This window comes from Citrobacter koseri ATCC BAA-895 (genome assembly GCF_000018045.1).
Lineage (GTDB): Bacteria > Pseudomonadota > Gammaproteobacteria > Enterobacterales > Enterobacteriaceae > Citrobacter_B > Citrobacter_B koseri.
In genome coordinates this window covers 295,977-308,971 of the sequence record NC_009792.1, presented here as the reverse complement: position 1 = coordinate 308,971, position 12,995 = coordinate 295,977, and the positions used below count along the sequence as shown (strand labels likewise).

The window sequence follows — 12,995 nt, the reverse complement described above, 5'->3', positions numbered from 1 at the left end:
TATGTCGTGCCCGGTTATTGAGCTGACACAGCAGCTTATTCGCCGCCCTTCCCTGAGTCCAGATGACGCAGGATGCCAGGCGTTAATGATTGAACGCCTGCGTGCAATCGGTTTTACCGTTGAGCATATGGATTTTGGCGATACACAGAATTTTTGGGCATGGCGCGGACAAGGTGAAACGCTGGCTTTTGCCGGGCATACCGATGTCGTACCTGCGGGTGATGTCGATCGCTGGATCAACCCGCCTTTTGAACCGACAATCCGCGACGGAATGCTGTTTGGCCGTGGTGCGGCAGACATGAAAGGCTCTCTGGCGGCGATGGTCGTTGCGGCTGAACGTTTTGTCGCCCAGCATCCAGATCATCAGGGGCGTCTGGCGTTCCTTATCACCTCGGATGAAGAAGCCAGCGCGAAAAACGGCACCGTGAAGGTGGTCGAAACGCTGATGGCGCGTAACGAACGTCTGGATTATTGCCTGGTCGGCGAACCGTCCAGCACTGAAATCGTCGGGGATGTGGTCAAGAATGGCCGTCGCGGGTCGCTGACCTGCAACCTGACGATCCACGGTGTGCAGGGGCATGTCGCTTATCCCCATCTGGCGGATAACCCGGTGCATCGCGCAGCACCGATGTTGAATGAACTGGTGGCGATCGAGTGGGATCAGGGAAATGAATTTTTCCCGGCGACCAGTATGCAGATTGCCAACATTCAGGCTGGCACCGGCAGCAATAACGTCATTCCGGGCGAGCTGTTTATTCAGTTCAATTTCCGCTTCAGCACCGAACTGACCGATGAGACTCTCAAAGAGCGCGTTCACGCACTGCTGGATAAACATCAATTACGCTACACGGTGGACTGGTGGCTTTCCGGCCAGCCGTTCCTGACGGCGCGCGGCAAGCTGGTGGATGCGGTGGTGAACGCCATTGAGCACTATAATGAGATAAAACCGCAGTTACTCACTACGGGTGGAACGTCCGACGGGCGCTTTATTGCGCGTATGGGGGCGCAGGTAGTCGAACTCGGGCCGGTCAACGCCACCATTCATAAAATTAATGAATGTGTTAATGCAGCCGATCTGCAACTGCTTGCCCGCATGTATCAACGTATCATGGAACAACTCGTCGCCTGACGCGTGTTCCTGTAAGAGGAAATAAGCATGGACTGGCTGGCAAAATATTGGTGGATTCTGGTGCTGGTGTTTTTGGTGGGCGTACTGATCAATGTGATCAAAGACCTCAAGCGGGTCGATCACAAAAAATTCCTCGCCAATAAACCGGAGCTGCCCCCGCATCGTGATTTTAACGATAAGTGGGACGATGACGACGACTGGCCGAAGAAAGATCAGCCAAAGAAATAGTCAGATAAACCTGTAGGCCTGATAAGCGTGTCGCCATCAGGCAACATACCGTCTGAATGCCGGATGGCGGCTTCGCCCTATCCGGCCTACGGTTCAGTTCCGGCTTATATCATTTCAATAATATCATCATCATTCGGCTTACCGCCGCTCAACGCTTCATCAAAGTAGTGTTTCGGCACGGTATAGCGCAAATGGTCGAGCGCAAACTGCATGCTGCGATCGTCAATCGCATGGCCTAAATCCTCGACGATATCCAGCGTCACATCGCCTCCGGCACGGACTAACGCTTCCTGTGCGGCAACCGCATGAGATAACTCAATCACCCGGTCTTCACCGCCGTGAATCAAATGTACCGTTGTGGCGGTCGTGGCGATTTCCGGCAAGCTGGCGTAGCGTCCGTTGAAAGCAATCACGCGCGATGCCAGACCCGGCTCGGCTTTGATGCTTTCAAGAGACATGATCGCCCCCTGCGAAAACCCAATCAGCGCGGTAGCCTCCGGCCCAACGCCGCTCTGTTTCTGCCAGTAGCGAACCGTCTCGATAAACACCGGCATAATCGCATCAACCCGCGCCTGGCGGTTCTCTTCCGTCACATCCTGAACCGAAAACCACTGACGCCCAGGCGCCGGGCCACAAGGTTCCGCGCCGCCAATGCTGACCACCAGCGCCTCTGGAAATAACGGTGCGAACCAGGAGCCAATTTCTCCCATTGAGACCGGGTTATCGCCCACGCCATGAAACAGCAACAGCAGTTGTTTCGCGGGTTTATCGGGGCTTTGAACAACAAAATGGTCATGTTTCATGGCGATCTCCTTAACTGATAGAACAGATTCTACGCCGCTTAATCACAATGACCATGCCAGGAAATTGAAGGAGTTAGTGAAAAAATTGCCATTGCAAAACGCGTTCGCGTAACCGCTGCGCCCGTTCGTCATCCAGTGCGGTAAGCGCATGGGCGACTTCCCGGCGCTGGGCGACAAGCAGCGCTTTACGCCCAGGCAAACCCAGCCGGATACACAGATTCGCGTCGCTGCACTTCTCCTCCAGGCGTCCACGCAGCGCGGGGAGCGCCAGCTCGCAGCGCTCAAGCAGTCGACTCAGACTGCCTAACGACGTGAGCAACGGTCGATGGGCAAACGCAAAGCCCGCCAGTTCATCCCAGTCATCATCATTAAGCGTAGACGCTTTCAGCGGGATAACCGGGATCGCTTCTCCGTTCCAGCGAGCCAGTATCTCCGCATCCCGGCGCAGACGCTGGTGCTCGCGGTGCGCCAGCCGCGCGCCAGCCTCGCTGATGGGCAGCAAAGCCATCGCCGTATAACAGCCGCTGCTCGCCTCCTTGTGGTTCCCCATCCGCACCAGTACAAAACCGCAACGCTGCCAGAATCGCCAGAGTTCGGCGGTATAACCAAAACTGACGGAGAGATAGTCGCATCGGCTGGCGCCGCCGTATGCCTCAGCGATCAGCTGCTGCCCAATCCCTTCCCGCTGGCGGGCCGGGTGGACGGCAATACGGCTCACCCGACGCCCGGTCAGCGTCGCCGCCAGCGGATCGCCACCATGAGCGGCCAACGACTGCGCGACAAGATTTCCGCGCGGGCGACGATAGCCCGCCCACACGGCCTGGCTCAGCGCGGCCGATAATCTGCCCTCTTCCACCAGCCAGGCGGCCCCCGCTACCCGCTCAGCCGTAAAAGCGCCGAGAAAATGCTGCCCCGGCGCATCCATCATGCGACGCAGATCGAGTGGAGAGGTACGGTAGTGCGCGCCGGAAAGCAGCTGATACACCGCCAGCGGCTGCGCCGGCCCGGTATGCCAGAGCGCCTGCGTAAAAGCAGAGAACCGAATCGCCCCCTGCGGCGCATGGGCAAACGTCTCGTCGTCGAATATCAGCGCTTCGCCGACCCATTGTTCCAGCGGGCACCCCTGCGCCCAGCGAACAGGCTGTCGCAGTTCAAAACGCCGGAGATGAGGAAAACGGGCGCAGAACTTCAGCAGAAAACCGCGTCCCGTCCCTTCATAACCCTGAACGGTGGTGGTCAACAATATGCGTGAAAAACGCGACGCCAGGCGATGCAGCAGCGGCGCAGGAATTGCCGCCGCTTCATCGACAATCAGCCAGTCGGCCGTTTCCGTGCCCGCCAACAGCGCATCAGGAGCGAGAAAGCGAAATTTCTCACCGGCAAACTGCGCCAGCACGTCCGTCGCCGCTTTCGATGGCGCAGTTACAATGGCCGTCCCGCTCATCCGCGAAATTAACTGCCCGGCCAGCGCCGATTTACCCCGACCTCGCGCTGCCGTAACGGCGGCCACGCCGGGTGGCATTCGCAGCAGGTGCCGCAAAATCGCGGCCTGCTCAGGCTGTGGTTCACCCGTAGCGGGTTGCCAGTGGGGACGGGCAGGAAAGCGCGGCCATGAAAACGGTTGAGACTGCTGCCAGTGCAACGTCTGCTCGTCACGGGCCATCACGCGTTTGAGGTGCTGGATAAAATGTGGCGTTGCAACAGGCTGCGGGCAGTCGCTCCAGCGCAGCGAATCCGCATCGGGACGGGATTCCCATGCAGAATACGGCGGCGTCAGCAGCACCAGCCAGCTTCCGGCTCGCAGCGTGCCGCTCAGCGCCGCGAATGCCGAGGCATCAAACCCTAACTGCGCATCAAAAACCGCGTGGCGGAACTCGCGTCCCAGCAGCGTTTGTAACGCCTGCGGCGTACAGTGCGGCGCGGCGGGCGCATCGGTTGCCACCCACAGCCAGTCGCCAGCCAATGCTTCTCGCAGCGCCAGCGCCCGTTCACGACACCAGGACACATCGCCGCTGAGCACCAGCAGCCGACGAATCCCTTCCTGCGCCATTTGTGCGGTTAGCGCCCGCAATGCGTCATTGTCAGACATCCCTGCCCCGGTATGTTAAAAACCTTTGCCGAAGGTATTACATTGTGCCGGATCGCCGCTATCAAAACCGCGTTTAAACCAGGTATAGCGCTGCTCGGAAGTGCCGTGAGTGAAGCTGTCCGGCACCACGCGTCCCTGACTTTGTTGTTGCAGACGATCGTCGCCAATCGCCTGCGCCGCATTCAACGCTTCTTCCAGATCGCCGGATTCCAGTACGCCCTGTTGCTGCATGTTGTGCCCCCAGACGCCCGCGAAGCAATCCGCCTGTAGCTCCATACGTACGGAGAGTCGGTTCACTTCCGCTTGCGATGCGGTCTGTTGCAGCTGACGGACCTTCGGTTCGATGCCCAGCAGTTTTTGCACATGGTGCCCCACTTCGTGGGCGATAACGTAACCCTGGGCAAAATCGCCATCCGCGCCCAGTTTGTTTTTCATGTCATCGTAGAAGGAAAGATCGATGTAGACCGTGCCATCCGCCGGGCAATAGAACGGCCCCATCACGGACTGACCCGCACCGCATCCTGTGCGCGTCGCGCCACGGTACATCACCAGCTTAGGCTGCTGATATGTGCGCCCCATTTTCTCAAACTGCTGACCCCAGGTATCTTCTGTGGTCGCCAGAATGACGGAGGTAAACTTCGCGGCCTCGTCGTCATTTGGACTGATCGAACGCGTCGTTTCCTGCTGAGAAATCGGCTGCCCGGTCATTAAACCGGTAAGATCCACCCCGTAATAGCCCGCCACCAGCACGACAATCAGCAGAATGATTCCGCCTTTGCCGCTGGGCAAACGAAAACCCGGCCCGCCCATTGACGGGCCGCCGGAGCTATTGCGTCTGTCTTCTACATTGTCACTTTCACGACGCCCTTGCCAGCGCATAATCACCTCAACATACTATTCATTATGATGATGATCGTAGGCGGTTCAGCGCAAGATTACCATTAGAATAATGGTGGTAGAGAAAAACCGGAGAGCGTTGACTCTCCGGTTGATGCTGACGGGGGAAGAATTAATCTAACTGCACGCCCAGGCGACGTGCGACGGTTTCATAGGCTTCGATCAGGCCGCCCAGACTCTGGCGGAAACGGTCTTTGTCCATTTTATCCAGCGTCTCTTTGTCCCACAGGCGGCTGCCGTCCGGGGAAAATTCATCGCCCAGCACTACTTCGCCTTTGTACAGACCAAACTCCAGTTTGAAATCGACCAGGATCAGACCGGCATCGTCAAACAGCTTTTTCAGCACGTCGTTAGCTTTGTAGGTCAGCTCTTTCATGCGCGCCAGATTCTCTTTGCTCACCCAGCCGAAGGTTTCGCAGTAAGAATCGTTGACCATCGGATCGTGCATCGCATCGTTTTTCAGGAACAGGTCGAACAGCGGCGGGTTCAGCTCGATGCCTTCTTCAATGCCCAGACGCTTGACCAGAGAACCAGCCGCACGGTTACGCACCACGCACTCGACCGGCACCATATCCAGCTTTTTCACCAGACACTCGGTATCGGACAGCAGCTGCTCCATCTGGGTCGGGATGCCCGCTTCTGCCAGTTTAGTCATGATGAAATGGTTAAACTTGTTGTTCACCATCCCTTTGCGATCAAACTGTTCAATGCGCGCGCCATCCCCTGCTGACGTATCATTGCGGAATTCGAGCACCAACAGGTCCGGGTTTTCCGTGCTGTATACGGTCTTCGCTTTACCACGATACAACTCAGCTTGCTTTTGCATCTTTATTACTCCTGGTGTGAATTAACGATAAAAATTCATTTTCTGCCACACTTTGCCGGATGGCGGCGTTGCCTTATCCGACCTACAGCCTGGGGGCGAAATTACGGTAAAAATTGCGTTTTTCTGCTGACGCACACGTTTGCGTATCATATCAGAAAAAAGGGCTGGATTGCTCCAGCCCCTCAATTTTTACTTGCTGAACGCTGCCTGGAAGACGGCAACCAGCGCGTCGTTCTGGCTCTGCGTCAGGGTATGCCCCTTCGGATCGATAAACTGTAGGCTACTGCGGTTGTCTAAATCGCCCACCTGCAATTTATAGTCGCCGGACGACAGCCCCGGATCGGTTGCGCCCAGATCCTGCCAGCCGCTGTCAGACAGCGGTTTGTAGGTCACTGCCAGGCTGCCCTGAGAACGCGTGCTATCGGTCACTTTCATGCCCACTTTTTCAAGCGCGGCTGGCAGACGCTGCCACACCACGTTGAACGGCCCACGGACGACCAGCATTGGCAAACCGGTGTCATCTGCGGCGCTCTGCACATCCATCGTGGCGGCAGAACGGTTTTGCGCGGCGTTCGCAGCGTCGGTGGCGGTTTTATCCAGACCCGCCGAGATTACGTTCATCATCTCAGCGCTATAACGCTGTAGCGAAGCGGCATCTGCGGCAGGCTTGCCAGCCTGTTCCAGATTCACCAGTTTCACCGTTACAGCCTGCTGATAACCCTGCGGTTTCACCGAGATTTGATAACGTCCACGGTACTGCTGGTCTTCATCCAGACGGTTCCATTCAACCCAATCGGTCGTCAGGGTCTGGCTGGCGTCATCACGTTTTTCAATCGTGTAGTTTTTGGACTGAATCACGCTGACAACCTGCGGCCACAGGTTGGTATTGCGACCATTTTCCACCAGCAAGGTTGCGGTATCGCCCGTAAACTGGGTACGCGCGCCGGTCACCAGCGCTAACGGCTGAGCAGGCGGACGAATGTCCAGCGCTTTGCCGACAGCGCCGCTGCCGTTGGTCACTGGAATATTATAGTCGCCCGTCGTTACCGGCAGAATCATCCCTGCTGGCGCATGAAGTTCAGCAAGCGGTGCGGCTTCCAGATAGGATTCATCACCGCTCACCTGGCGCTTGTAGCGCGAGTCAGAGCTACAGGCCGCGAGCAGCATAATGAGCGAAACACCCGCAACCCTGGCCAGGCGCGACTTTTGTACTGAGTAAGCCATCAAATCTCCCTAAACTTTACAGCAAACCGGCATGCTTGAGCGCCGCTTTGACAATCTCACGACCCGTATCGGTGATCGGCGTCATCGGCAAGCGCAGCGTATCGGTCGCCACAAGTCCCAACTCCTTACATGCCCATTTCACCGGGATCGGATTGGGTTCGACAAATAGTTTGTTATGTAACGGCATCAGACGCTGATTAATCACCCGCGCGTCGGCAAAACGACCTTCCGCCGCCAGTTTGCACATTTCCGCCATATCACGCGCCGCAACGTTCGCGGTAACGGAAATCACGCCATGACCGCCGAGCTGTATGAAGTCCAACCCGGTCGCATCATCACCGCTGAGCAGAATAAAATCGTCTGAAACCAGCTCTTTGATCTGGTGAACCCGACTTAAGTTCCCTGTCGCCTCTTTGATTGCGACAATATTTTTTACTTTCGCCAGACGGCCGACGGTTTCTGGCAGCATATCGCAGCCTGTACGGGACGGCACATTATACAGAATTTGCGGCAGGTCAGTATGTTCAGCGATGGCTTTGAAATGCTGGAACAGACCTTCCTGAGTCGGGCGGTTGTAGTAAGGCGTCACTGTCAGGCAACCGACAACGCCGCTGTCGTTGAAACGCTGCGTCAGGCTAATGGCCTCCGCCGTCGCGTTCGCGCCCGTTCCGGCGATAACCGGAATACGCCCGTCCGCCAGCTCCAGCGTCATCATGACCACATCGCCATGCTCGTCATGGCTCAGCGTGGCGGATTCGCCGGTGGTGCCAACAGAAACAATCGCCGAGGTACCGCTGGCGACATGATAATCAATCAGTTTTTTCAGGCTTGACCGGCAGACATTACCTTTTTCATCCATCGGTGTAACAAGCGCGACAATACTTCCCGTGAACATGGGCCATCCTCTGTGCAAACAAGTTTCTCAATGGTACGTTTGGTACGACAATAAAAGCAAGAGACCATAGCCCTTCTGATTATTGTATGCAGGTTTTTTTTATGCTTTCCTTATGATTACCTCACCTCTCAAAGGAAGAACCGGTTTGACATCGTCATCACAACATTACCTGGTTATCACTGCGCTGGGTGCCGATCGCCCGGGAATTGTGAATACTATCACCCGCCATGTCAGCAGCTGCGGCTGTAATATCGAAGACAGCCGACTGGCCATGTTGGGCGATGAATTCACGTTTATCATGCTGCTGTCTGGCTCCTGGAACGCCATCACCCTGATTGAATCAACCTTGCCGTTGAAAGGCGCAGAGCTGGATTTATTGATTGTGATGAAGCGCACCACTGCTCGCCCCCGTCCGGCCATGCCCGCAACGGTATGGGTACAGGTCGAGGTGGAAGATTCTCCGCATTTAATTGAACGTTTTACCGCGCTTTTCGACAGCCATCAGATGAACATCGCTGAGCTGGTCTCCCGCACGCAACCTGCTGAAAATGAAAAGGCTGCACAGCTGTTTGTTCAAATCACCGCGCACAGTCCGGCATCCCATGATGCCGTAAATATTGAGCATGCCTTTAAAGCACTATGTACAGAACTCAATGCGCAAGGCAGTATTAACGTTGTTAATTACTCACAACATGATGAACAGGATGGAGTTAAGTAATGAATCCACTGAAAGCCGGTGACATCGCACCGAAATTTAGCTTGCCGGATCAAGACGGAGAACAAGTAAATTTGACCGACTTCCAGGGACAGCGCGTACTGGTGTATTTCTACCCTAAAGCCATGACGCCCGGCTGTACCGTACAGGCCTGTGGTTTACGCGATAACATGGACGATCTGAAAAAAGCAGGCGTAGACGTGTTGGGGATCAGCACCGATAAACCTGAAAAACTGTCTCGTTTCGCCGAAAAAGAGCTGCTTAACTTTACGCTCCTGTCCGATGAGGATCATCAGGTCTGCGAGCAATTCGGCGTCTGGGGGGAAAAATCCTTTATGGGGAAAACCTACGACGGCATCCATCGCATCAGCTTCCTGATCGACGCTGACGGCAAGATCGAACACGTATTTGACGACTTTAAAACCAGTAACCACCACGATGTGGTACTGAACTGGCTGAAAGAAAACGCCTGATTTACGTTTTGCCGGATAAAGCCTGATGCGACGCTAACGCGTCTTATCAGGCCTGATTCGCACAACCCCGTATGCCGGATAAGGCGTTTACGCCGCCATCCGGCATACGCGTCGTTTATTCAAACGTTCCTTTCACGCACGCTTTGCCATCTTTCACCACCGCTTTGCCTTTCGCCCACAGATAGCTGACTTCCAGCGCTTGATTCAGCACCAGAATGTCGGCGTCACAACCTGCCGCCAGACGTCCTTTATGCTCAAAGCCGAGAAATTCCGCAACGGTGCGGGTAAGCGGACGCAGCGCCTGCTCCAGCGGCAGTTTATGCTGCGTAACTAACTGACGCAGCGTGCCGATCAGCGACTCAAAACCCGCCACGCCAATGCCCGTCAAATTCCCATGCTCATCAAATTCCGGCTGGCTGCCGTTGCCATCAGAACTCAGGGTAATGCGCGACAGCGGAACCTTATGGCGCAAGGCTGTCACGATGGCCGTCGCCGGATCGATCGGTTCATCAATGCTGCTGGTAATATCGATGTAGCCGCCATCAAGCGCGTACTCCAGCGCCGCCTGGAACAGCGGTTCGGCGCGGTTAACATGCGTCGGCAGCAGTTTCGTGATGGGGACATCGGCGTTGGTGAGAATATCGTACAGCGGTTCCAGCATGTGTGGGCTGTCGCCCATATGAAAGACGCTGATTCCCGGCTTCTGGCCCAGTAATCCCCCCACGCGGGACTGCGCCGCCATTGTCGCCAGCGCGGCGGAATTCGGCGCCGAAGAACGATGATCGGAGACGGCGCATTTCACGCCAATCACTTTATCAATCAACGCCACATCGCGATCGACGCTCCCGGTGATGGTTGGCGAAGGCAGAGAATACGCCCCCGTTAACATCCATGCGCTGATCCCTTCATATTCCAGCGCGCGTGTTTTCGCCAGCAGAGATTCAGGATGACGGGTGATGCCGTCCGTTCCCAGCAGCCCGACAACGGAGGTAATACCGGCTTCAACCAACCGTGACAGCCGCACCTCTGGCGTACGGGTATGCGGCCCGGCTTCGCCGCCACCGCCGATGAGATGAACATGCTGATCGATAAATCCTGGGCAGACGATATCACCGTGGAGATCGACCTGCTGGCAACCGGGGAAGTCTTTCGCAGCGATAGTCGGCGCAATAGCGACAATTTTGCCGTTGGCAACCAGAATGTCCTGCTGACCCAGATCGTCCGGGGCATATACGTGTCCGCGCTGAAAAAGCGTCAGATTAAGAATGGAACAGTCCATGATAGTCCTTTTTAAACAATAGCCTGCATTACCCAAATAGAGACCAGGGCATTAATCACGCACACCGCAATAATATGCGGGTAATAACGCGGATGAACACCCGCCGTTCCCAGGCAGCGCCCTACATTTTGAACCGGGTTGCCCATCAGGTAAATGGCGGGTAACAGCACAGTGGCATCGTGACCGGACAGCGCGCCAGTAACCACCAGGCTGGCGCAGACACCCACACCGCCGCCCATACTCATCACCGCAGCCAGCAGAACGGTCGCCGATTCTCCCGGCAAACCCCATAGCGCCATTACCGGTTCACACACTCGCCCGACGATATCCAGCAACCCCGTCACCTTCAGCGCCTGAATAATGACAAAGGCCATGACGACGTTGGGCAACAGGCTGGTGGTGGCGATGGTAAAACCGCGCCGCGCGCCGTCGATAAACAGATCCATGACGTTTTTACGTATCTGTGTGCTCATTTCAGGCCTCCTGTTTCATACGACGATGTTCAAGCTGCGCGATCCACACCCGCAACAGGTTCGCACCGATAAATTTGAAGACTAAAATGACCGCCAGCGGCGTAATAACCGGCACGGTTATCGTGGCAAATAGCGCGGCGCCTGATGAGAAGTAGTTCGTCAGAATCGCGCTGCCGCTTGTCTGCCAGCAGGCGAAAATCGCCCGTTCCTGTTCGGTAATCACCCCCTCTTCCGCCAGCTCTTTGGTCATCCCGGCGGCGGCATCCGTATTTTGTAAATTGGCGATAAGCGCCAGAGAGCAAATGCCGGGGATGCCCAGGATCGGCCTGAGTATCGGCGTCATCAACTGCTGTGCGGCGCGCAGTCCGCCCAGCCCTTCCGTCACGGAAATAATGCCGAGCGATAAAATAACCGATGGCGCCAGCTCCAGTGCGAATAAAAAGCCGTCTCTCGCCCCGGTACCGCCAGTGCCGCGAAATGAAACCGCCGTGTCGCCTGCTGCGTTAACCAGGCCAAACGCGCCATTGAGCACGGTAAAATCAAACACTCGCCACCATTCCGTACTTTTCGCGAACATGCCTGAAAAAAGGATAATGGTAATAAAAAAGGCGAGATAACCGCCCCACCCCACTTTTTGCTGCGTGTGCATCTGATGACCCATTTTTTTCTCCGGTTGGTCTTGTCCTTGTGAGATTAAAAAACCATCTATACCGGTAAGTTGAAAGCAAAAAAGGAGGGCGGGACAGCACATTCGGAAAACGTTCAGGAAAGGAGAAAGCGGATAAAACGTGGAACGCCCGATGACGTTGCGCCACCGGGCAGAGTGATAATCGTGCTTAACCGTCGCTAACCTGTCCGTCCGGCCAGGCATGTACCACGGCTTTAATTAACGTCGCCAGCGGGATGGCGAAGAACACGCCCCAGAAACCCCACAGGCCGCCGAAAATCACCACCGACAGAATAATCACCAGCGGGTGCAGGTTGACGGCTTCTGAAAACAGTACCGGCACCAGCAGGTTTCCATCCAGCGCCTGAATGATCAGATACACGGCGAAGCAGCTCCAGAACTCCGTTCCGAGGCCAAACTGGAATAACGCCACGCCAATCACCGGAATGGTCACCACGAACGCGCCGATGTAGGGGATTAATACCGAGAATCCAACCAGAACCGCCAGCAGCAGCGAGTAGTTGAGACCAAAGAGCAGGAAGCCAAGCCAGGTCGCTACGCCAACCACCACCATCTCCAGCACTTTGCCGCGAATATAGTTGGTGATCTGCTGGTTCATCTCCATCCAGACCTGCCCGGCCAGTCCGCGATTGCGCGGCAGAACCCGGCGCACGGCATTCAGCATCTGCTCTTTATCTTTGATCAGGAAGAAGACCATCAGCGGCACCAGCACCAGATACACCGCCAGCGTCAGCAACCCGACCAGAGAGGCCAGGGAGTATTTCACGACCGAATCACCTAACGTCAGCATCCGGGTGCGCATATTTTCCGCCATCGCATCAATGATCCCGGCATCCATTAGCGCCGGGTAACGACGGGGTAACGTGGCGGCATAATCAGAGAGCTTATTGAGCATACCCGGCATATCGCGAATCAAATAGATCCCCTGCTGCCAGGCCACCGGCATCACGACAAACGCCATCAGCAGTAAAATGCCGACAAACACAATCAGTACGATTGAGGTGGCCCAACGCCGGGAGCAGCCAATCGCCTCCAGACGGACCGTAGGCCACTCCAGCAGGTAAGCGAGGACAATAGCCACCAGCAACGGCGCCAGAAGCCCACTGAAAAAGAAAAGGATGCCAAAACCAGCAACCAGGATAACCAGCAAGGCGATCGCCTCCGGGTCGCTAAAACGACGGCGATACCACTGCATCAACATCTCAAGCATAGAAACCGTTCCCTGAACCTCAATAGCGGGATTGCGATCCCGAATTGTATCTAAATGTCACAAAAA

14 protein-coding genes are annotated in these 12,995 nt (G+C 55.9%); 4 read left to right on the top strand and 10 right to left on the bottom strand.

The features are described from left to right. Position 1 precedes the first annotated feature (1 nt). On the top strand, positions 2–1,129 hold the full coding sequence (gene dapE / locus CKO_RS01430) for a succinyl-diaminopimelate desuccinylase (protein WP_012131309.1): 1,128 nt from the start codon (positions 2–4) through the stop codon (positions 1,127–1,129). Positions 1,130–1,156: 27 nt separating this feature from the next. Next, the gene (locus CKO_RS01425) at positions 1,157–1,357 is read left to right on the top strand and encodes a YpfN family protein (RefSeq protein WP_012131308.1); all 201 of its coding nucleotides are present in this window, start codon (positions 1,157–1,159) and stop codon (positions 1,355–1,357) included. Positions 1,358–1,461: 104 nt separating this feature from the next. Here CKO_RS01425 and ypfH read toward each other — a convergent pair whose 3' ends face one another. The 6 genes from ypfH to dapA all read right to left on the bottom strand — a co-directional run bounded on the left by ypfH (position 1,462) and on the right by dapA (position 8,091). Beyond that, a complete protein-coding gene (ypfH, locus tag CKO_RS01420) occupies positions 1,462–2,160 on the bottom strand; it encodes an esterase (RefSeq protein ID WP_012131307.1) in 699 nt (232 codons plus the stop codon). A gap of 73 nt (positions 2,161–2,233) precedes the next feature. Continuing rightward, the gene (locus CKO_RS01415) at positions 2,234–4,249 is read right to left on the bottom strand and encodes a tRNA(Met) cytidine acetyltransferase TmcA (protein WP_012131306.1); all 2,016 of its coding nucleotides are present in this window, start codon (positions 4,247–4,249) and stop codon (positions 2,234–2,236) included. 15 nt (positions 4,250–4,264) lie between these two features. Next, positions 4,265–5,128 (bottom strand): KPN_02809 family neutral zinc metallopeptidase, encoded by an 864-nt coding sequence (ypfJ, locus tag CKO_RS01410; RefSeq protein ID WP_024130129.1) that lies wholly within the window; start codon positions 5,126–5,128, stop codon positions 4,265–4,267. 130 nt (positions 5,129–5,258) lie between these two features. Beyond that, positions 5,259–5,972: a phosphoribosylaminoimidazolesuccinocarboxamide synthase gene (purC, locus tag CKO_RS01405; protein WP_012131304.1), complete on the bottom strand. Its 714-nt coding sequence runs from the start codon at positions 5,970–5,972 to the stop codon at positions 5,259–5,261. Positions 5,973–6,161: 189 nt separating this feature from the next. Beyond that, a complete protein-coding gene (bamC, locus tag CKO_RS01400; RefSeq protein ID WP_012131303.1) occupies positions 6,162–7,196 on the bottom strand; it encodes an outer membrane protein assembly factor BamC in 1,035 nt (344 codons plus the stop codon). 16 nt (positions 7,197–7,212) lie between these two features. Then, entirely contained in the window at positions 7,213–8,091 is an 879-nt protein-coding gene (gene dapA / locus CKO_RS01395) for a 4-hydroxy-tetrahydrodipicolinate synthase (RefSeq protein ID WP_012131302.1), read from the bottom strand. Positions 8,092–8,236: 145 nt separating this feature from the next. Here dapA and CKO_RS01390 point away from each other — a divergent pair, with 145 nt between their 5' ends. Further along, complete coding sequence (locus tag CKO_RS01390) at positions 8,237–8,809, top strand: glycine cleavage system transcriptional repressor (RefSeq protein ID WP_024130128.1); 573 nt, start codon at positions 8,237–8,239, stop codon at positions 8,807–8,809. Beyond that, positions 8,809–9,279, top strand: a complete 471-nt coding sequence (gene bcp / locus CKO_RS01385) for a thioredoxin-dependent thiol peroxidase (protein ID WP_012131300.1) — start codon at positions 8,809–8,811, stop codon at positions 9,277–9,279. Before CKO_RS01390 ends, bcp begins: the two co-directional genes overlap by 1 nt. A 115-nt stretch (positions 9,280–9,394) precedes the next feature. Here the strand turns inward: bcp and iadA are convergent, their stop codons facing one another. The 4 genes from iadA to CKO_RS01365 form a co-directional block, all read right to left on the bottom strand. Beyond that, the gene (gene iadA / locus CKO_RS01380) at positions 9,395–10,558 is read right to left on the bottom strand and encodes a beta-aspartyl-peptidase (protein WP_012131299.1); all 1,164 of its coding nucleotides are present in this window, start codon (positions 10,556–10,558) and stop codon (positions 9,395–9,397) included. A gap of 11 nt (positions 10,559–10,569) precedes the next feature. After that, complete coding sequence (locus CKO_RS01375; RefSeq protein WP_012131298.1) at positions 10,570–11,031, bottom strand: YjiG family protein; 462 nt, start codon at positions 11,029–11,031, stop codon at positions 10,570–10,572. A gap of 1 nt (position 11,032) precedes the next feature. Next, entirely contained in the window at positions 11,033–11,692 is a 660-nt protein-coding gene (locus CKO_RS01370) for a nucleoside recognition domain-containing protein (RefSeq protein ID WP_024130126.1), read from the bottom strand. 175 nt (positions 11,693–11,867) lie between these two features. Continuing rightward, complete coding sequence (locus CKO_RS01365; protein WP_012131296.1) at positions 11,868–12,929, bottom strand: AI-2E family transporter; 1,062 nt, start codon at positions 12,927–12,929, stop codon at positions 11,868–11,870. Positions 12,930–12,995 lie beyond the last annotated feature (66 nt).